17 protein-coding genes are annotated in these 19,400 nt (G+C 65.6%); 1 reads left to right on the top strand and 16 read right to left on the bottom strand.

Features of this window, described 5'->3' with window-relative positions; all coding sequences use genetic code 11:
* Positions 1 to 28: 28 nt before the first annotated feature.
* On the top strand, positions 29 to 1,426 hold the full coding sequence (locus H5T65_02700; GenBank protein MBC7258134.1) for a VWA domain-containing protein: 1,398 nt from the start codon (positions 29 to 31) through the stop codon (positions 1,424 to 1,426).
* Positions 1,427 to 1,434: 8 nt separating this feature from the next.
* Here the strand turns inward: H5T65_02700 and H5T65_02705 are convergent, their stop codons facing one another.
* The 16 genes from H5T65_02705 to H5T65_02780 all read right to left on the bottom strand — a co-directional run bounded on the left by H5T65_02705 (position 1,435) and on the right by H5T65_02780 (position 19,392).
* The gene (locus tag H5T65_02705; GenBank protein MBC7258135.1) at positions 1,435 to 2,028 is read right to left on the bottom strand and encodes a class II aldolase/adducin family protein; all 594 of its coding nucleotides are present in this window, start codon (positions 2,026 to 2,028) and stop codon (positions 1,435 to 1,437) included.
* 2 nt (positions 2,029 to 2,030) lie between these two features.
* Positions 2,031 to 3,248, bottom strand: a complete 1,218-nt coding sequence (locus H5T65_02710; GenBank protein MBC7258136.1) for a Tm-1-like ATP-binding domain-containing protein — start codon at positions 3,246 to 3,248, stop codon at positions 2,031 to 2,033.
* Between the two features lie 67 nt (positions 3,249 to 3,315).
* Positions 3,316 to 4,533, bottom strand: coding sequence for a Tm-1-like ATP-binding domain-containing protein (locus H5T65_02715; GenBank protein ID MBC7258137.1), 1,218 nt, complete (start codon positions 4,531 to 4,533; stop codon positions 3,316 to 3,318).
* Between the two features lie 77 nt (positions 4,534 to 4,610).
* The gene (locus H5T65_02720) at positions 4,611 to 5,330 is read right to left on the bottom strand and encodes a cyclase family protein (protein ID MBC7258138.1); all 720 of its coding nucleotides are present in this window, start codon (positions 5,328 to 5,330) and stop codon (positions 4,611 to 4,613) included.
* Positions 5,331 to 5,371: 41 nt separating this feature from the next.
* Positions 5,372 to 7,258 (bottom strand): aldehyde ferredoxin oxidoreductase family protein, encoded by a 1,887-nt coding sequence (locus H5T65_02725; protein ID MBC7258139.1) that lies wholly within the window; start codon positions 7,256 to 7,258, stop codon positions 5,372 to 5,374.
* Positions 7,259 to 7,386: 128 nt separating this feature from the next.
* Positions 7,387 to 9,096, bottom strand: a complete 1,710-nt coding sequence (locus H5T65_02730) for a PEP-utilizing protein mobile subunit (protein ID MBC7258140.1) — start codon at positions 9,094 to 9,096, stop codon at positions 7,387 to 7,389.
* A 272-nt stretch (positions 9,097 to 9,368) separates the two neighbouring features.
* Entirely contained in the window at positions 9,369 to 10,625 is a 1,257-nt protein-coding gene (gene larA / locus H5T65_02735; protein ID MBC7258141.1) for a nickel-dependent lactate racemase, read from the bottom strand.
* Complete coding sequence (pgk, locus tag H5T65_02740) at positions 10,622 to 11,881, bottom strand: phosphoglycerate kinase (GenBank protein MBC7258142.1); 1,260 nt, start codon at positions 11,879 to 11,881, stop codon at positions 10,622 to 10,624. Before pgk ends, larA begins: the two co-directional genes overlap by 4 nt.
* Before the next feature lie 27 nt (positions 11,882 to 11,908).
* A complete protein-coding gene (locus H5T65_02745) occupies positions 11,909 to 12,937 on the bottom strand; it encodes a type II glyceraldehyde-3-phosphate dehydrogenase (GenBank protein ID MBC7258143.1) in 1,029 nt (342 codons plus the stop codon).
* Positions 12,938 to 12,954: 17 nt separating this feature from the next.
* Complete coding sequence (locus tag H5T65_02750; GenBank protein ID MBC7258144.1) at positions 12,955 to 13,947, bottom strand: alpha-ketoacid dehydrogenase subunit beta; 993 nt, start codon at positions 13,945 to 13,947, stop codon at positions 12,955 to 12,957.
* 13 nt (positions 13,948 to 13,960) lie between these two features.
* Entirely contained in the window at positions 13,961 to 14,989 is a 1,029-nt protein-coding gene (locus H5T65_02755; protein ID MBC7258145.1) for a thiamine pyrophosphate-dependent dehydrogenase E1 component subunit alpha, read from the bottom strand.
* Between the two features lie 13 nt (positions 14,990 to 15,002).
* Positions 15,003 to 16,322: a 2-oxo acid dehydrogenase subunit E2 gene (locus tag H5T65_02760; GenBank protein ID MBC7258146.1), complete on the bottom strand. Its 1,320-nt coding sequence runs from the start codon at positions 16,320 to 16,322 to the stop codon at positions 15,003 to 15,005.
* Between the two features lie 16 nt (positions 16,323 to 16,338).
* Positions 16,339 to 16,827 carry a C_GCAxxG_C_C family protein gene (locus H5T65_02765; GenBank protein ID MBC7258147.1) on the bottom strand — a complete coding sequence of 163 codons (489 nt, stop codon included), beginning with the start codon at positions 16,825 to 16,827 and terminating at the stop codon, positions 16,339 to 16,341.
* Positions 16,824 to 17,507: a GntR family transcriptional regulator gene (locus H5T65_02770; protein MBC7258148.1), complete on the bottom strand. Its 684-nt coding sequence runs from the start codon at positions 17,505 to 17,507 to the stop codon at positions 16,824 to 16,826. Before H5T65_02770 ends, H5T65_02765 begins: the two co-directional genes overlap by 4 nt.
* A 38-nt stretch (positions 17,508 to 17,545) precedes the next feature.
* Positions 17,546 to 18,427: a hypothetical protein gene (locus H5T65_02775; protein MBC7258149.1), complete on the bottom strand. Its 882-nt coding sequence runs from the start codon at positions 18,425 to 18,427 to the stop codon at positions 17,546 to 17,548.
* Between the two features lie 14 nt (positions 18,428 to 18,441).
* Complete coding sequence (locus H5T65_02780; protein MBC7258150.1) at positions 18,442 to 19,392, bottom strand: hypothetical protein; 951 nt, start codon at positions 19,390 to 19,392, stop codon at positions 18,442 to 18,444.
* Positions 19,393 to 19,400 lie beyond the last annotated feature (8 nt).

Raw genomic sequence — 19,400 nt, forward strand, 5'->3', positions numbered from 1 at the left:
CTTGCCGCATGACCCCGAGACAGATGCGATGAGCGTGGACTACGCAGAGGATATCCTGGCCGAGTGGCTCGGCGACTCCGAAGACCTCCCCAACGGCGGCCATCTCCTGGCGCATATCCTCCAATTCGGGCGCCTGTTGCGCCTCATGGGCGTCAATGTTAGCCTAAGCCAGATGCTGGATCTGGTAACGGCCCTGGGCTACGTCTCTATCACCGACCGCGATTCCTTCTACTACTCGGCCCGCGCGCTGCTCGTCAATCGCCGCGAGGACCTGCCCGTGTTTGACCAGGCGTTCCGCATTTTCTGGGAGATGCAGCAGCCGGAAAAGCACGATCCCTCAAAGCCTGCCAAGCCCAAGCGCGCCCGCCTGCCCGAACGCCCCGCGGAGGGCCTGCGCGCCGGCCCTGTGCGCTACGAGCCGTCGGAATTGGGGACCCAACCGGAGGACGGCGACCAGCAGGTGCCGGCCCAGAAGTTCACCCACACCTACAGCCCCACGGAGGTGCTCCGCCACAAGGACTTCAACGAGATGACCTGGGAGGAAATCCAGGAGGCAAAGCGCGCCATTGCCAGTTTGCAGTGGAAACTGGGGCAACGCCGCACCCGCCGATACCACACAGGCTCCAAAGGCCGCCTGAACCTCCGCAGCATCGTGCGCGACAACCTGTCCAGCGGAGGCGAGCCGCTGAAACTCGCCTACCGCTTGCGCATCCACCGCCCGCGCCCGCTGGTCATCCTCTGCGACATCAGCGGCTCTATGGAGCGCTACTCGCGCATGCTCTTGCATTTCGTCCACGCCCTCACCCATGGCATGAAGGACGTGCCGGTGGAGGCGTTCGTCTTTGGGACGCGGCTCACCCGCATCACCCACCACCTGCGCCACCGCGACGTGGACGAATCCATGGACGAGGTGAGCAAGGCCGTCCTGGACTGGTCCGGGGGCACGCGCATCGGGGAGGCCCTCAAGGCGTTCAATTTCCGATGGGCGCGGCGGGTTCTGGGTTCGGGCGCCGTGGTGCTGGTCATCAGCGACGGCTGGGATCGGGGCGACATTGACCTCCTGCGCCGCGAGGTGGCGCGCCTGCAGCGGTCCTGCCACCGCCTCATCTGGCTCAACCCCCTGCTGGGCACGCCTGGCTTCCGGCCCGACCAGCGCGGCATGGTCGCCGCCCTGCCTTTCATAGACGATTTCCTGCCGGGCCACAACTTGGCCAGTTTGGAGCAAATGGCCGACATCCTGTCCTCGGTGGGCATGGCAAGGCCGGAGCGCAAACAGCACCCGATTCTTAGGACGGTGCAGGCCGACTCCCAGCCGTTGGCCTCCTACGAAGTCGGCCAGCCTGCTCCCCGCGAGCAGTCGGTAAAGCACCTGGTTCGGGAGTACCCCTTCCTGCGGGACTGGTTCCCCGGCCACGACAGCGAGTAACCGCGCGGTCAGCGGCCTCCCGCCATGCGCACGAGGAGCGCAATCTGCGCCGTCTCCTCCACCAGTTCGGCGATCTGCTCGGCCACGGCCAGCGTCGGCCCGGCGGCAACCAGGCCGTGGCGCGCCAGCAGCACCGCCGCCACATCGGGATCGCGGTACGCGCCCACCACCAACGCCTCCAACTCGTCGGATTCGGAAGGCGCAAAGGGTAGCACGGGAACCCGCCGCAGTTTCGCCTCAGCCTGCGTCGTCAGCAACGGCAACTCCGCGTCGCCCAACAGCCCCAGGGCAATGGCCCACGGCGCATGAGCGTGGACGATGCCGCGTACGTCATCCCGCACGCGGTAGATGCCCAGGTGGAAGTTGGTGTCCTTGCTGGGCTTGCCCTTGCCAACGACAATATGCCCGTCCAAATCCAGCCCGATGAGATCTTCCGGCCCGCAGTCCAGCGCCGCCACGCCGCTCGGCTTGATCATCACCAGCCCTGTCCCCGCGATGCGCAGGCTGATGTTGCCCCCGCTCCCCGCGACCAGCCCGCGCTCCCACACGCGCCTGGACACGCGAGCGAACTCCTCGGCGGCGCGAAGCCAGGCTTCATCCATCGCTACCCCTCCATAAACGCCCGCATCTTCTCGGCGACGGCATCGGCGAACGCCTCGTCATTGACATGCGCGTCAATCTTGTGAAGTTCCACATTCGGATTGAGGGCAGCCTCCAGCGCCTCCACCAGCGCCGCGTCGGCGTCGGGGTCATAGAACGCGTGGCCGGGCCTGTCCGAGAAACTGAACCCGCCCATCGGGATGAGTACCGCCGCCGGGCCTTTGGCCGCGTTGAGCCGCCGCGCCATGAGCCGCCCGACCTCCGCCATCTCGGAGCGCGCCGTCCGCACCAGGGTAATGTTGGGATTGTGGATGATCAGCGGGCGCGCCTTGTGCTCCTCGGACAGGGACGACAGCGGCCCGAGCACGATGTAATCGGTGCCCGCCGGCGTCGCCACCAGGGGAAGCCCCAATTCGGCCGCGGCCGTCATCCGCTCGGGGCCGGCGTCAAACAGCCCGCGACACACGTGCCCGGTGAGTTCCTGCGTGCTGATGTCCATCACCCCCCGGACAAGCCCCTCTCGCACCAGGCGCTCCAGGCAGCGCCCGCCCGTACCATTGGCATGGAACCCCACGACCTCATAGCCCCATGCCTCCAGGTGCTCCTTGGCGCGCAACACGCACGGCGTCGTCAGTCCCAGCATGGTAACGCCGATGGTAACCTTGCCCGAATCCTGCACCGCTTCGTTGGCGTCGGCCATCGCCACCACAGCCGCCGCAGCGTTGCCGAACACCCGCCGCGTTACCGCGTTCACGCCCAGGATGTCGGCCACCGAGTGCATCAGGGTCATGTCGGTGGTGCCCACATACGGCTCAAAGATGTTGCGGCCGCTGGCGATGGTGGAGACCATCACCTTCGGCACGCCGATGGGCAGCGCCTGCATGGCCGTGGCGCCGATGGCCGTCCCCTGGCCGCCGCCCACCGCGATGGCTCCGCCCACCTGCCCCTCGGCGTAAAGGCGCGCCAGGATGGCCGTCGTGCCCTCTGTCATCACCCGCATCGCCTCGCCCTTGTCGCCCGCCGCGATGAGCGAAGGCAGGTCGCGCCCTCCCGCCTTGGCCACTTCCTCCCGCGTAACGTCGGCGGGGATGGTAGGGCGGCCCAAAACGCCCGGATCTATCACGATGGTGTCCCGCCCGCGCGCCCGAATCAAGTCGCGGATGTAGGCCACCTCAGGCCCTTTGGTGTCCAGGGTCCCGATAATCGCAATCTTCCTTGCCATCACTCCCTCCCCGGCGCGTTTTTCACAGGGTACCACAACGGCAGGCCCAAGGCAAAGCCGCGCCGCATTACACGCGCAACATGCTCCGCATCAGTCGCACGGCGGTCTCGGCTACGTCAGGATCGTTGAGCGCGGCGTCCAGTTCCACAACCTCAACCCTGGCGGGCACGGACGCGCGGATTTCCTCCGCGAAAGCCCTGTCCGAGTCCGGGTCGTGCAGCGGCTGGCCCTCGGTGGAGAAAGCGCTGAACCCCCGCAGCGGGAGAATCAGCGCCGCCGGGCCGCGCGACTCGGCCAGCCGTTCGGCGATAAGCCGCGCCGCGGCGCGCATCTCATCGGGCGATGAGCGCACGAGGGTGATAGTCGGCGTGTGGCGCATGGTCTTGCGGCCCGCGTAGCGGCGCGGGAGCGCGTCGGGCGGCCCCTCAATGATGAAGTCCAGCGCGCCCGGGGCCACCACCTGGGGAATGCCACGTTCGCCCGCGGCGCGCATCCGCTCCGGGCCGGCGCTGTACGGCCCGCCCGCCAGATGCGCCAGAAGTTCGGTGGGGCTTACGTCAAACACGCCGTCCATGAGGCCCTGGGCGACCAGTTCCTCCATGGCCCGACCGCCCGTGCCCACCGCATGAAACGCGATGACCTCGCTTTCGGGCGAAGTCATCGCCTGCCGAATGCGCTCCACGAGCGGAGTGGACGCGCCGAGCATCGTAGCCGCCAGCACCCGCGATTTGGCCTTCGCCACCGGCGCAGCCGCGCGGCTCATGGCGGCGATGGCCCGCGCCGCGTTGGCGAAGATCGGCCGGGTTACCGAGTTCACCCCGCTGATGTCGGCCACCGAATGCATCAGCGTGATGTCCTTGGTCCCCACATACGGCCCGAATGGGGTTGGGCCGCTGGCCATCGTGGACACCATGAGTTTGGGGATGCCGACGGGCAGCGCCTGCATCACGCGGGTTCCCAGCGCGGTGCCGCGCGACCCGCCGACGGACAGCACGCCGCCCAGCCGCCCCTCCGCCAGCATGCGCAACAGGATGCGGCTCGCGCCGTCGGCCATCGCCACCAACGCGCGCGCCTTATCTCCCTCGCGGATGATGGCGTCCAACGTCGTGCCCGCGGCCTGCGCCACCTCCTCGCGCGGAACGTCGGCCTCAATCCCCGGCTGGCCCAGCACGCCCGTGTCCACCACCAGCGGTTCGCCGCCTTCGGCGCGGACGATGTCGCGCAGGAAAGCCGCCTCTTCGCTCTTCGTGTCCAAAGACGCCAGAATCGCCACGAACCTGGGCATTCCAATCCCTCATCGCGCGAAAAAGGGCGCAGCAGAACGATACCCATTCCCCTGCGCCCCGAACATGCCGGTGCGGGTTATTCGTCCAAGATGGCCACGGCGCGCACCGGCGCTGCCGTCGTGCCCTTCCACTTGATGGGCAAAACCGACACCTTGAACCCGAAGGGCTTCGGGATGGCGTCCAGGTTCGCCAGGTTCTCCAGATGATAGTACTCGCGGTGCAGCATAACCACGTGCGCCGGCCAGAATTGCTTCGTCTCAAACATGGACCGCACCGGGCGGTCCCATGTCGGCGCGTCAATCCCCACCATCTTGATGCCCTGGTCCAGCAGCCACTCGGTGGACTCGCCCGTCATACCGCAGTGGTCGGTGAGGTAGCGCATCTCGGTATTGTACCGAGAAGCGCCGGTTTTCACCAGCACGATGTCCAGCGGCTTCAGGCGGTAGCCGATGCGCTTCAGTTCGGCCTCGCAGTCCTCCGGCGTGATGCCGTAGCCAACCGGCTTGTCGCTGAAGTCCAGCACCACGCCGTCGCCGTAGCAATACTCCAGCGGGATGCCCTCGGGGCCGGGCGCGTCGCTCCGCATGTGCCGCAGCGAATCCACGTGCGTGCCCACGTGGTCGCCCAAGACGACGACGTAGTGGGCCGTAAGCCAGGTCGCGCCGTACTTCGCCGCGCCGATGTTGGTGGCAAACTCCTCCCAACTCTCCAGCATCGCCATGATGGGCGGCGCAACCCTGGGAAAAACCACCATATCCTTGCTGACTTCCATACTGAGATCAATGAGTTTTACCATGTCGCCTCCAAAACAGGTGATCGCATGTCCGCGCGGATGCCTCAAGCCGACAGGACACCCCGGCGTTCCAGGTCGTCGGCGATGTCGGCCAGGCCCAACGCCTCCAGCGTGGCGCGGGTCGGAAGGCCGGTCTCCACATCCCAGCCGTGCGCCCTGTACCACGCCGGTTTGAGCGCGTCCAGGATGTCGTACACCCTGCCCTCTGCGGGGCCCTCCGGCATCACGTCTTCGGTGAAGCGCGGCGGAAGCGTATCGTCCTTCGCGCCAACGCCCAGCCGCGCGTTGTGGGCGCGCTCCACGTTGGCCACGCGCTCGGCCACGCGGAGCAAATCGTCGCCGGTAACCTCCAGCCCCGTCGCTGCCGAATATAGACCCGGTACGATAGTCAGCATCTTCCGAAGCGTCAAATCGGGCGTCTCGGCGTAGTACGAGTAGGGGAACTTGCAAACGCCCATGAGGTCCGGAATGGTAACGATGCTCTCCCAGAGTTTCAACTTGGCGGCGGCCTCGTCCGGCGGCAGGGCATCCAGCCCGTAGGCCCCGGGCGCGGAGATGCGCAGATGGTCGGCCCCCCGTGATGCCACCGCGTAGCGGAAGTTGTATACCTTGACGGCGCGCGGGTCCAGCGGCGGCGGCGTCATGCCCTTCACGTGCACGGCGTACCGCTCCGCCCCATGGCCGATCTCCTGCGCCGCCTGCGCGATCCCCTCCGCCAGCAAGTCGCCAAACCCCTGCCGGAACGCAATGCGGTCTATCATCTCCAGCACGGCATGGTAATTCCCCCACGTGAGATCAAGCCCATCGGCCTGCTCCCGCGTCAGGATGCCGCGCTGGTACAACTCCATGGCGAAGGCGATGAGGTTGCCCGTCTCAATGGTGTCCAGGCCGTAGCGGTTGCACATGTCGTTCGCCTTGAGGATGGCAGCCAGGTTGCTGTTGCCCACCGCCGAGCCGAACGCCACCAGCGTGCTGTACTCCGGCCCGCCCACCGCCACGCCCGCGAATTCGCCATCGTGCACCTCGCTGTAGCGGTCGCACTTGCAAGGGCAGCGGTAGCAGGCCGTGGGCCGCACCAGGTACCGCTCGTTCAGCGCATCGCCGTCAATCTGGTCGGCGCCCTCAAACACGCCCGACTGGAAGTTGCGCGTGTTCAGCCCGCCCAGTGCCATGTGGTGCCGCAAGAGCGCCGTCGTCCCATATGTGGGCAGTTCCACGCCGCTGCGCTTGTCCTGCTTGAGCAACTCGGTGAGTTCGTCCGAGAGTTCCTTGAAACGCGGCGGATCGTAGATGGGCACTCCCCTCGTGCCGCGCACGGCGATGGCCTTGAGCCGCTTGGAGCCGAGCACCGCGCCAAGGCCCGTGCGGGCCGCCGCGTGCTCGCCGTCCGCGATGAACCCGGCGAGTTTGACCAGGTTCTCGCCCGCCTGCCCGATGCAGGCCACGCTGGCGGTCTTGCCCATCTCGTCGCGAATCAGCCGCTCGGTCTCGTGCGTATCCTTGCCCCACAGGTGCCGCGCGTCGCGCAGTTCCACGTGCTCGTTGTCAATCCAGAGGTATACCGGCTGCCGCGACTGGCCCTGTATGACGATCATGTCGTAGCCGGCCCGACGGAGCACCGCGCCCCACATCCCGCCCGAATTCGCGTCGCCGAGGATTCCCGTGAGCGGAGACCGCCCGCCCAGGGTGAACCGGCCCGACGATGGGGCCGTCGTCCCCGTGAGCACCCCCGGCGCAATGATCAGCACATTGTCGGGCCCCAGGGGGTCCACCGCAGGCTCAATCAGGTCGTACTGCAGGCGCGAGGTGAACCCGCGCCCGCCAATGTAGCCCAGCGCCAGGCCCTCATCCAGGGCCTCCTTCCGCACCACTCCCGCCGTCAAATCCAGCCACAGCGCCACGCCGCTGTAGCCGCCTTTCAACCGTTCCATGCTGTTCCAGACCTCCCAACCAAGAGTCTATGCGCCATGTCAAAACAGGCAAAGCGGCGGGCCTGGAGCACAATCCCCAGACCCGCCACTCATCCCAGGCCATTCCCAGGCCGGGCAACGTCGCGGGCCTAGCCGAGTATCTCCACGACGCCCGTGTTGCCGTTCACGCGGATGCGGTCGCCCGTCTTGATGGTGCGCGTGCCCACAGAGGTGCCCACCACCGCCGGGATGCCGAACTCGCGCGCCACCACCGCCGGGTGAGCCAGCACGCCGCCGGCGTCGCACACCACCGCGGCGATCTTGGTGAAGACCACGACCCACGCGGGGTTGGTCATCACGCACACCATGATCTCGCCCTTCTTGACCTTGTCAAAGTCCTCCGGGCCCATCACGACGTGCGCCGTCCCTTCGGCCACGCCAGCCGCAGCCGCCAAGCCCTTGACGACGCCCTTCGGAGCCGCCGCTTCCTTCTCGCGCTCAAACTTCTGCGGCCAGCCCCACAGGGTGTGGTACGGCTCCTCGTACATGGACCACTGCGTAGCCGTGCCTACCCAGTCGCGCGGGCGCACCTTCCAGGCCTCTTCGCGGGCGCGGCGGTTCTGCTTGATGACCGTCTTGCCGTCAAACCCGTTCGGATTGCTCTCGGTCTTCGGGTTGGCGACGTACCAGCGCAGTTGCTCGTACTCCAGGTAGAACACATCCTCGGGATCATCCAGCAGGCCGATCTTCTTCAGGTGCCGCCCGATGGCCAGGAGCACCAGGCGCATGCGCGCATACGTGCCCTGGTCAAAGTAGAAGTGATGGTCGGGAGTCAGCGGCATCATCTTCACCGCCAGGGCCATCGCATCCTCAACCTTCTTCCGCTGCTCTTCGGTCGCGGTGGCCGGAATCATGGCGCGCAGTTCGTCCATCGCCCTCGCCTGATCGTCCACGATGGCCTTGTACGCCGCAGGGAAGTTGTAATCGGTTGCCAGGTAGCCGTTGATGGTCTCCACGATGGGCGTGATGTCCTCCACCCACAGTTTGTTGATGTACTCGTGGGTGTGCAGAGGCTTCATGCCGTACTCTTTGGCATACGCGCGGACCTCATCCAGGAAGGCTTTGCCTTTGGCGGTCTTCTCCAGAAGCGGGATGATGGCCGAGGCGGTCTCGCCTTTCGTGAAGGCTGCCTTGAGGTCGGCATCCGCCTTGACCTTCTCCTTCAGCCGCCACAGGTTCTCAATGGAGTCCCAGTTCCGGTCCTTGACCGAAATGAGGATGCGCCCCATGAGCGCCGGATCCACCTGGCCGATGACTTCCCCGACCGCCGCCTGGAAGTCCAGCGACGCCTGGAACTGCGCCAGGTTCAGAATCCAGTGCAGGCGGAAGTGCCGCTCCTGGATGTCCAGGGCTTCCTCCAGGAAGATCATGAGTTCGGGGAGGGTTGCGGTCTCGGTCGGGAAGGTGTCCAGGTACTCAAAGTTGCGCTTGACCTCGGGCAGATAGCGCTCTTCCCACCACTTGGTGAACTCCTTGGCGTAGGTCGGCATAACCATCATGTAGTAGGGCGCGATCTTGGCTGCCTCTTCGGGGTCGCGCGGCACAATGGCGCTGTACACGTACCCGTTGATCTTCTTGCCGATCCAGGCCTTGCCGAAGGGCGCGCCGAAGCGGCGGTACATGTACTCACAGGTCGGCCCCCACCACCCTCCGATGGAGAAGTACATGGGGGAGATGGGATAGGGGCAATGGGTGTCGTCGTAGAACCAGAATAGTTGCTTTTCCTCTTCGCTTGCCCACTCCACGGGGAAATCCTTGTCGCCGAAAAACGTCGCCAGCACCTTGTTAGAATCGCTCATCCCATAACCTCCTTGTTGTTTGGATTTCTGTGGCGCTGGGGCTCTCGCCGCCCCTGCCGCGCCATTGCCTGCAGCCACTATTGGGTTCGCCGCGCCTCGGCGAGAACAGGGCGCGACGTGGATTCATCGCCTGTCGCAGCCTGACAGGAGTGGGAGCGGAGGAATTATCGATAATCGATTATCCATAGTATACAACAACAATCCCCATCTGTCAAGGTCTTTCGGAACCAGTTTTCGCAATCGCGGACGCCCTCGCGTCCAGCCGACTCGTCCTACGTCGCAGGCGGCTGGGGGAGCACCGAGCCGCCCTCGGGCAGGACGATAACCGTGGCGTCGCGGCCCATGCGCTTCCAAGCCTCCGCCAGCGCCGCGTCCAGCGAGTCGTAAGGCTCCATGCCCGCCAGCCGCCAGGTCACCATGCTCGGCGAGACGAAGAAAATCTGCGCCTTCTGCGCCACCACCGCCACCGCCGCGGCCTTGTGCCCTCCCAGGACAAACCGCTCCTGGATGCGGTTCAGCAGGGCCGAAGGCGTGTCGCCGCTCGTCATCCACTCCTCAAACGTCCGATTCCCGCAGCCCTCGGCGCACTCGGCCACCAGGATGATGATACCCCCAGGCTTCACCGCGTAGGCCGCGTTGTCCAGCGCCTTCTGCGCCTGATAGAGGTTGACATCCTTCGGGTAGCCGCCCGCGCTCACCAGCACGATGTCGGCCAGGGCAGGAATCGGCACCTTGCCGCGTTGCGACACCCACTCGCACCCCACGCGGTGGGCCGCCTTCACGTCGCCTGCCACCGCCTGCACGATGCGGTGCTCGCCGTCCACAACAACGTTGAGGATAAAATCCACGCCCACCATCGCCGATGCCTCTTCCAGGTCGGCGCGCACGGGGTTGCCTTCCAGCCGCCCCGCCTGCGCCTCGGGCCGCACCATCATGGCGTGATTCGCCGTTACCGCAGCCTCGGACGCGCAGCCTGGAAAGATGGCCTTGGCCCCGCCCGAAAATCCCGCGAAGTAGTGGAACTCCATGTTGCCCAGGCAGACCCGAAAGTCCGCGTCCACCACCGGCCGGAAGATCTCCACCGGCGTCCCGAACGAGGTGCGGCCCAGCGAAACGATGTCCCGAACGTCGTGGTTCACCACCCGCACGCGCCCGAACACCGCCTCGCCCACCGCGTCCCGCAGTTCGGCCTCGGTCATCGGGCGGTGCAGGCCCAGGCCGAGGACGATGGTGATGTCCTCATCGGGGATGCCCGCGGCCGACAACTCGGCCAGCACTGGCGGCAGCAGCCTGTCGGAAGGGCACGGGCGCGTCAAATCGCTGGTAACGAGAGCGACCTTCTGCCCGCGCCGCGCCAAGTCGCGCAGCCTGGGCGCGCCGATGGGATTCTCCAGCGCGCGCCGCAGGAGGTCGCCCTCGTCCACGGCCGACTGCCCCACCGATCGCGGCGGGAAGACGCCGATAAGGTTTTCCGACGGGATCCTGGCCGACAGACTCCCGCGGCCAAAGGGCAACTCCACCACGCTCATGCGCCTTTCTCCAGATACCGCTGCGCGGCGCGCCGCAGCGCGGTAACGACCGGCAACTCCTGGCCCGACAGGAACCGCACCATGCCCCCGCCCGACGTGCAGACGTACCCCATCCTGTCCAGCACGCCGAACTTGGCGCCGGCTGCCACGCTGTCGCCCCCGCCGATGACGGAGTAGCCAGGGGCGTCGGCGATAGCATTCCACAGGCGCTCGGTGCCTTTGGCGCTCACCGGCTTCTCGTACACGCCCGCCGGCCCGTTGACAAAGATAGTGGCCGCGCCCCGAATCACGCGGGTGTACTGGGCGATGGTCTGCTCCCCGATGTCCACCAGCAGATGGGGCGTGGGCAGATCCTTCAGTTCCAGTTCCTTGCGCCCGCCGTCGTCAATGGCAAAATCCACGGGGCTCAGGATTCTGTCGCCGAAGGTCGCCAGCAACTCCCGCGCCGCAGCGACAAACGGCGACAGCCCCTTGTCCTCAATCAGGCGCTCGGTGGGTTCGCCCAGGCGATACCCTTTGGCCAGGGTCATGACCTCGCCCGTCAGGCCCGACGTGAGCACTACATCCGCCGCGCCCTCCGCGAGAACCTGCTTCATCATGCTGAATGCGTCGGCGATGCGGGCGCCGCCCAGCACGTACACGGACGGGTGCTTGGGCGTTTCTTTGACCCGCGCCAGCGCGCCGAATTCCTCTACGAACAGCCGCCCACCGGCTGCCGGCAACACCTCTGCGAACCCCACCAGCGACGGCGAATAGCGATGCGCCGCCGCGAACGCCTCGCACACGTAGTAGTCGGCCAGCGGCGCCAGTTTCCGCACCAACCACGTCTGCACCAGTTGCGCCGGCGTGAGTTTCACGAAGTTCACGAACGTGGACACCTCTTCGGTCAGGTAGCGCACGTTGTTCAGGAGCAGGATTTCGCCGTCGCGCAGGCCCTTGACCCGCTCCAACGCCGCCGGCCCCACGATGTCGTCCATGAAGCCCACCGGCCTGCCCAGGAGCGCGGTCAGCCGCTCGCCATGTTCTTCCAACGAGATCAGGTTGTGATAGTCCTCGGTGTCGCCCTGATGGGCCAGCATCACGATGCGCGCGCCCGCGTCGGCCAGTTCGCGAATGGTGGGCACGCTCTTGCGGATACGATTGTCGTTGCTGATGCGCTTGGTCTGCGGGTCTATCGGCGAGTTGATGTCAACCCGCAAGATGACCGTCTTGCCCGCAAATCGGAAATCGTCCAGCGTCAGAATGCCCGCTTCCACCGTCAGCCCTCCCCAGCGAAGATGACACTACCGCCGCGGCACAAGCCCCAGGTAGCGGTTGGTCAGCCCCACCGCCTCCAGCCGATCCCGCTGCATCTCCATGCACGCCCGTATCCCGTCCACCGTCTCCGGTATCGTTACCGCCTCCTGCGGAATGTTGATCGCAAACATCACATCCTCACCCGACTTCGCCACGCACTCCTCCCACACCCCAATCTCGTACATGTCCCCTCGCTTGTTCCCCAATTCCCGCGCATACTTGAAAAACGCCGTGTTGGAGTCAAACCCGTCCTCTATCCGCACCACACGCATCCTCGGGTGCGCGCGGAACGTCTCCAGCACCGCCTCCACGCTCACGCTCTTCTTCGGCGTCGCCACCACATTGATGATATGCCCATGCGTTACCGGCGTGTGCACCAACAGCCCCGTCGCCTTCACATGCGGCATGATGTGCATCAGGTCCACCGCCTGGTGGCTCGGCACCTTGTCCACCTTCAGCAAATCCACCAACCCTCGGTGCGTGTCCCCAGGATCCGCCACCCGCCGTATGATCGTGATCGCTATCTTCTCCACACCCACCAGCCGATCCACCGCGTCCACCGCCCGAATCAGCCCCGTCGTGTTGCACGACGTCAACTTCAAGAACTGCTGCCCCAACCCCTTCTCGTAGTTCGCATACCCGTGGAAGAATACATCCGCAACCTCGTCCTTCTCACCACCTTGGAAGATCGCCTTCACCCCGTGCTTCCGGTACAACTCCTTGTTCTTCGCCCCAATCCCCGCAGGCGTCGCGTCCAACACCACGTCCACCTGCTCCAGCAAATCGTCCAGCGACCCCGACACCGGTATCCCCAGCGCCTCAAACGCACCCTTCCGCCCCATGTCCACCAAATACAACTTGTACGGCATCCCGCTCTCATGCAGCGCCCGCACCTGCAACGTCGGCGCCACATCCGCCACGCCCACCAACTCCATGTCCCCCTGCAGCGCCGCTCCATCCGCCAGCCGCGTCCCAATCGTCCCGTACCCCACCACGCATACTTTCACCTTGCTCATCGTCGGCCTCCTCGTTATCAAATCTCCCCGCGAACCAACTGCCTCACCCGGTCCGCGATCTTCTTCGCGTCCACCATCACGTAGTCCTCCATCTGCCGCGCAAACGGCGCAGGCACGCTCGGCGCGCACACCCGCACAATCGGCGCGTCCACGTACCCATACGCCTTCTCCGCCACCTGCGCCACCACCTCCGCACCAAACCCGCACCGCTCCACCGCCTCGTGCACCACCACCAACCGCGACGTCTTCTTCACCGACCCCACAATCGTCTCCACATCCAGCGGAAACAGCGTCCGGGGATCCACCACCTCCACACTGATCCCCTCGCGCTCCAACGCCTCCGCCGCCTCCAGCGCCATCAGCACCGTCCGCGACGTCGCCACCACCGTGCAGTCCCGCCCCTCTCGCTTCACGTCCGCCACACCAAACGGTATCGTGTACTCCTCCTCCGGCACCGGCCCCTTCGTGTTGTACAGCAACTTGTGCTCTATGAAGATCACGGGGTCGTCCAACCGTATCGCCGTCTTCAGCAGCCCCTTCGCGTCATACGGCGTGGACGGCATCGCCACCAGTAGCCCTGGCGTGTGCACAAACCACGCCTCCAGGCTCTGCGCGTGCTGCGCCGCCGAAGACCGCCCCATCCCCCCCTGCGTCCGAATCACCAGCGGCACCTTCGCCTGCCCACCGGACATGTATCGTATCTTCGCCGCCTGGTTCACAATCTGATCCATCGCCATCGTGCAGAAGTCAATGTAGAGAATCTCCGCGACGGGACGCCTGCCCATGAGCGCCGCGCCTACCGCCGTGCCGATGAACCCCTGCTCGCTGATAGGCGTCTGAATGACTCGGTCCAGGCCAAACTCGGTGGACAGCCCCGCGGTAACTTTGTAGGAGCCGCCGTGGGGGTCGGCAATATCTTCACCGATGAGGAAGATGGTCTCATCTCGGAGCATTTCCTCGCGCATGGCTTCTTTCAGCGCTTCTCTGTAGGTGATTTCGCGGACAGCCATCGTGCCTTCCTTCCTATCTTGGATTGCCCAGGTAGTCAAAGTGGACGTACAACTCGTCCAGCGCCGTCTCCGGCGCCGCCAGCGGACTCGCCTTCGCGTACTCCACGCCCGCCTCTATCTCCGCCGCCACCTCCGCTCCCATCGCCTCGTCTTCCGCCTCCGTCAGATACCCCCACGCCAGCAACTGCCCCCGCAACTTCACAATCGCGTCCCGCTTCCGCCAAGCCTCCCGCTCCTCCGCCGGCATGTACAGCGCAGGGTCCCCCACATAATGCCCCAAGAACCGATACGTCTTCGCCTCTATGAACCCAGGCCCGCCGCCGCGCCGTGCCCGCTCCACCGCTTTCCGCGCCGCGCGGTGCACCGCGATCACATCCATCCCGTCCACGCACTCCCCAGGGATGTGGTACGTCCCCACTCGCGCCACCAAATCGCACTTGTACGCCGTCTTCTCCCACGGCTGCGATAACCCGTACAGGTTGTTCTGGCACACAAACACCACAGGCACCTGCCACAGCGACGCCAGGTTCAGCGCCTCGTGGAACCCACCTTCCGCCGTCGCCCCGTCCCCAAAGAAGCACACCACCACCTCGTCCCCGCCGCGCTGCTTGATCCCCATCCCAATCCCCACAGACGTCGGCAGGCTCCCGCTCACAATCCCCGTCGCCCCAATGATCCCCTGGCTGAAGTCCGCAATGTGCATGGAGCCGCCCTTGCCCTTGCAGTACCCCGTCGCCCGCCCGTACAACTCCGCAAACATCCGCTTCACCTCGCACCCCTTCGCAATCACGTCCCCATGCCCACGGTGCGTGCTCGTGATGTAGTCCCGCGGCCCCAGCGCCCAGCACACCCCAACCGGCACCGCCTCCTGCCCCTGCGACAGGTGCAAGAACCCCGCGATCTCCCCCGCCTCAAACCGCTCCTTCGCCTTGTCCTCAAACGCACGGATCAGCCGCATCCGCCGGTACATCCCCAACAACTGCTCCCGCGTCAGGTCCTCCGGCGGAGCCTCGGTCGTTGCCTCTGTCTTCTTCGCGCTCATTCTACCCTCCGCGTTATGTCAATATCAGCACCGGCTCTTCCATCAGCCGCGCGATCGTCTCCAAGAACCTCGCCGCTGGCGCGCCGTCTATCACCCGATGGTCAAACGCCAGGCTCAACACCATCATCGGCCTCACTGCCATCTCATCCCCTACCACCACCGCCTTCTTCACCATCCGCCCAACACCCAATATGCAGCACTCCGGCAGGTTGATCACCGGCGTGAACCCCTCCACGCCGTACATCCCCAGGTTCGTGATCGTGAACGTCCCGCCTGTCAGGTCGTCCGGCCCAATCCGCCCGCTCCGCGCCGCCTCCACCAGCCGCGCCCGCTCTCGCGCCAACTCCGCCAGGCTCATCCGGTCGGCGCCGTGAATCACCGGCACCAGCAGCCCCCGCTCTGTGTCCACCGCCAACCCAATGTTCACATCCCCCAGCCGCTCAATCACCCCATCCCCAAGCCGCGCGTTCGCCTCCGGATGCCGCCGCAACGCCTCCGCGCACACCCGCACCAGGATGTCGTTGTACGTGATCTCTATCCCCTCATCCTTGAGGCGGTCGCGCAACGCGATCATCTTGCTCGCGTCCACCTCCCGGAACAGCGTTACCCGCGCCGTCTCCCGCGCGCTCTCCGCCATCCGCCGCGACACAACCCCACGGACGCCCGTCAGCGGTATCCGCTCCACCACGCCCGACGGCGCCGCAGGAGCCGCCTCCACTGCCCCGCGCCCGCGGATCACCGCCGCCGCAGCGCGCAACACGTCCTCCTCCATCACGCGCCCGCCAGGGCCCGTCCCCGCAATCCCGGCCATCTCCAGCCCCAGCACCGCCGCCAACCTCTCCGCCGCCGGCGTCGCCTTCACAGCCTCTGCCGCCGGAGCCGCCTTCGCCGCCACCGCGCGCGCCACATCCGCCGCCACCACGCGCCCCCCAGGGCCGCTCCCCGCGATGCTGGCAATGTCAAGTCCGGCTTTCCGCGCTTCCACCCGCGCCTTCCACGACGCCTCCCCCCGCACCGCTTCCGCCGCGGGTTCGGCCTCGCGCCTCGGCTCCGGCGGCGCAGCAGCCACCGCCGCGCCCTCGCCCTCCAGCACCGCCACCGGCGCGCCCACCGGCGCCTCCTCCCCCTCCGCCACCAGAATCCGCGCCACCTTCCCGCTCTGCTGCGCCTCCACCGTTACGATGGCCTTGTCCGTCTCCACCTCAAAGATCGCCTGGCCGCGGGCGATGGTGTCCCCAACGCCCACCAGCCACTTCACCACCTTCCCACGCTCCATCGTCAGCCCCAACTGGGGCATCGTGATCTCCATCGCCATGACCACCTCCAGCAGCATGAAATCCGATGGGCGACTACAGGCGGGAAATCGCCCGTTCCCACTCCTGTTCGTCGCCCAGGGGAGCAAGCGCGCGCACCGCGAACTCTATCTGGCGCATGCAGACATCTCTCCAGATGCCGCTCTCAATGAACCGCGCGTGTTGGGTCGGCTCATGAATGTCCAGGCCCAGCAGGTCGCGGCAATGTGTGGCACCATAAGCGGCACAAAACCGGTCTATGAACCCGTTGATAATGGCTCTGCTAACTCTTTTGGCCTCTTTGTGGTCGGGGATGCGCGAGGCGGCCAGGCGGCCCACGGCAATCGCAGCGCCCGAAATCGCGCCGCAAACCCATCCGCGCCACGCCACCCCGCCGTTCAGCGCCATGCACAGCGCCGCATCGTCCTCGCCGCCCAGCCCGAAGACCTCAAGGAGCGCCACGAGGGTTGTCTCGGCGCAGCCGTACAGGTTGTCGTCGCGCAGGAACAGTTCACGCGCCCTTGCGAGAGCATCCGCCTGCGTCATCCCAGACCATTCTCCTGGCCGAAGTTCTCGGGGGGTTTGCCCAAGTCCTCAATGTGGCGGCGCATCGCCGTCATGGCCTTCTGGGGATTGCGCGTCTGGAGCGCCTTCAGCAGGTCCTCGTGGCGCTTGGCCAATTCCTCCAGATTGTACTCGGACACGCGCGTGGTTACGATGGTCCAGTAGCCGAAGCGCAGCGTTTGCCAAAGGTTGTACAACAAGCGGTTGCCCGACAACTTCATGATGGCCTCGTGGAAGATATTGTCCAGGCGCACCATACGGTTCCCGTCGCGCGCCTTGCCCGCTTCCACCATCTGCTCCAGGATGTCCTGAAGCGCGGCCAGGTCCTCATCGGTGGCACGCGGGGCCGCCAGGCGGGCCGCAAGGGATTCCAGCGCCGCGCGCACCGTGTACACTTCGTACAATTCCTCAGCCGTGAACGACCGCACGAACGTGCCCTTATACGGCTCGGACTCCAAGAAGCCCATGAGCACTAGGTCGCGAATGGCCTCGCGCACCGGCGCTTGGCTCACCCCTAACTGCCGCGCCAGGGCGCTCTCTATGATGCGCTGGCCGGGCTTCATCTCCCCGCTCATGATGGCTTTGATGATGAACTCGCGCACCCGGTCGCTGAGCGCCGTCTTGGGGAACGTCTCCCCTTCGGCCGCTCCGATGGCTCTCATTCCCACCTCCGTTTCTGTAGGCGGTGCTGCCCCGATGCTTACAGCAGTTTCTCCACCTCGTCCAGGATCACCTGCGGGTTCCGCCCCCGAATCAGGTAGTAGGGACGGACCGCGAAGCGGTGCACGAAGTCGGCGCGGCGGGCCCTCCGCTCGTCCGTATCCACAATGGGCATCGGCAGCCCAGGCGACAGCAGTTGATTGAGGCCAAAGTAGTTCATCACCGAGTGATACGTCTGATACTCCCGCTCAAACGGGATCATCTCCACCACTGCCGTGTCAAAATTGCCGTCAATGGAGGGCAGAATCACGATGTCCACGTTGCTGGGCGCGTCATAGTTCACAAACTCGGGCGTCTTGTCAAAGAACTTCGCCACGCCCTGATCCTGGTTGGGCAAGTCGGCGCGCTCGGTTCCCTTGGCGCGCTGCCTCAGGAAGACCGACTTGGAACCCATCACCGCCCAGCCGCGCTCGTCCACCACCGTCGTCTCCGTGGACACGACCAGCCCGCCCCTGCGGCAGCCCTCAATCTGGGACATGGTTTTGCCGTGATTGGATTCGCCGCCCAGGAACATGATGGTGCGATCCATGTACCGCACCGCCGACGCGTGGAACGGATGCAGGCCGTGCTCCTCCATGCGAAACGCCAGCATGGTTACCAGCACTTTCTGCACCTCGCCCTGGAACCACTCGCCGTCCAGAATCAAAATGCCATCCTCGTACCGAATGTCTTTCCGCGCCGCGTCCTGTCGCCAGATGATGTCCGGCCTAGGACGGGTAACCGTGTCCTCAATGCGAACGCTGGCCAGGCGGTAGTCCAAGAACGACATCTCGTCCAGCACGTGCTCCACCGGGCGGCTTCCGTACACATCCACCCGCAATCGGGCCTCGCCCGACGACATCTCTTCCGAGAGTTGTAGCATCTCTCCCTCCACGTTTACAGGCATGTGATGGGGCGGCTCTGCAACAGATAGATTGTGCCGCCCTCCGACGCCCACTCAATATCCTGTGGGCACCCGAAGTGTCGCTCCACTTTGTTGCCGAGGTCCACCAGTTGGCGCAACTCGTCCAGCGTCAGCACCTTGGCCGCTGCCTTGTCCGGCGGAACCTGCAACGTGATCACCCCGCAATCGCCGTCGCGACAGACCATGATCTGCTTCTCGGGCACGAACTCGTACACGATCTCGTAGGTCTCGCGGTCCACCTTGTAGTGATCGGGCGTGATGGTGCCGGAAACGATCCCCTCGCCCAGCCCCCACACCGCCTCAATGGTCATCTGGAAGTGATTGCGCATCACGGGGTCAACCGTGAAGGTAACGCCCGACTTCTCCGAATTGATCATCTTCTGCACCACCACGGCCATAGACACCTCGGAGTGCTCAAAGCCCTTCTGGTGCCGATAGAAGATCGCTTGAGACGTGAAAAGCGAGGACCAGCACCCCCGCACCGCGCGCAGGAGTTGGTCCTCGCCAACCACGTTTAGAAAAGTCTCCTGTTGCCCCGCGAAACTGGCCCCCGCCAGGTCCTCGGCCGTCGCGCTAGAGCGCACCGCTACCGCCGCATCCGGGCCCAGGGCGCGGTAGTGGGCCACGATCTCGTCCCGCAGGTCATCCGGAATCGGGATGTCGGCAAACAACGCCCGCACCCGATGCTCTACTTCCTGAAGGTGCCCGCTTTCCAGATAATCCAGGCCGCTGAGAATGCGGGCGATTTGCTCGCCCAGGCCCAGCGCCTCGGCAACCCGCCTGTACGCCGAGGATAGGATGACGAACCCCGGCGGGATGGGTAGCCCCGCCTGCGCCATGTCGCCCAGATTCGCGCCTTTACCTCCCGCCAGCGCCACATCGTTCCGCGAAATCTCCGAAAACCACCGACACATTATACCCATGGATCCGA

The organism is Chloroflexota bacterium, assembly GCA_014360805.1.
Taxonomy (GTDB): domain Bacteria; phylum Chloroflexota; class Anaerolineae; order DTLA01; family DTLA01; genus DTLA01.

What these genes read in the sequence shown, in the direction of transcription:
- H5T65_02700 (MBC7258134.1), top strand. Translation starts at nt 29, where the DNA reads ATGAGCGTGGACTACGCAGAGGATATCCTGGCCGAGTGGCTCGGCGAC.
- H5T65_02705 (MBC7258135.1), bottom strand. Translation starts at nt 2,028, where the DNA reads ATGGATGAAGCCTGGCTTCGCGCCGCCGAGGAGTTCGCTCGCGTGTCC.
- H5T65_02710 (MBC7258136.1), bottom strand. Translation starts at nt 3,248, where the DNA reads ATGGCAAGGAAGATTGCGATTATCGGGACCCTGGACACCAAAGGGCCT.
- H5T65_02715 (MBC7258137.1), bottom strand. Translation starts at nt 4,533, where the DNA reads ATGCCCAGGTTCGTGGCGATTCTGGCGTCTTTGGACACGAAGAGCGAA.
- H5T65_02720 (MBC7258138.1), bottom strand. Translation starts at nt 5,330, where the DNA reads ATGGTAAAACTCATTGATCTCAGTATGGAAGTCAGCAAGGATATGGTG.
- H5T65_02725 (MBC7258139.1), bottom strand. Translation starts at nt 7,258, where the DNA reads ATGGAACGGTTGAAAGGCGGCTACAGCGGCGTGGCGCTGTGGCTGGAT.
- H5T65_02730 (MBC7258140.1), bottom strand. Translation starts at nt 9,096, where the DNA reads ATGAGCGATTCTAACAAGGTGCTGGCGACGTTTTTCGGCGACAAGGAT.
- larA (MBC7258141.1), bottom strand. Translation starts at nt 10,625, where the DNA reads ATGAGCGTGGTGGAGTTGCCCTTTGGCCGCGGGAGTCTGTCGGCCAGG.
- H5T65_02745 (MBC7258143.1), bottom strand. Translation starts at nt 12,937, where the DNA reads ATGAGCAAGGTGAAAGTATGCGTGGTGGGGTACGGGACGATTGGGACG.
- H5T65_02750 (MBC7258144.1), bottom strand. Translation starts at nt 13,947, where the DNA reads ATGGCTGTCCGCGAAATCACCTACAGAGAAGCGCTGAAAGAAGCCATG.
- H5T65_02755 (MBC7258145.1), bottom strand. Translation starts at nt 14,989, where the DNA reads ATGAGCGCGAAGAAGACAGAGGCAACGACCGAGGCTCCGCCGGAGGAC.
- H5T65_02760 (MBC7258146.1), bottom strand. Translation starts at nt 16,322, where the DNA reads ATGCTGCTGGAGGTGGTCATGGCGATGGAGATCACGATGCCCCAGTTG.
- H5T65_02765 (MBC7258147.1), bottom strand. Translation starts at nt 16,827, where the DNA reads ATGACGCAGGCGGATGCTCTCGCAAGGGCGCGTGAACTGTTCCTGCGC.
- H5T65_02770 (MBC7258148.1), bottom strand. Translation starts at nt 17,507, where the DNA reads ATGAGAGCCATCGGAGCGGCCGAAGGGGAGACGTTCCCCAAGACGGCG.
- H5T65_02775 (MBC7258149.1), bottom strand. Translation starts at nt 18,427, where the DNA reads ATGCTACAACTCTCGGAAGAGATGTCGTCGGGCGAGGCCCGATTGCGG.
- H5T65_02780 (MBC7258150.1), bottom strand. Translation starts at nt 19,392, where the DNA reads ATGGGTATAATGTGTCGGTGGTTTTCGGAGATTTCGCGGAACGATGTG.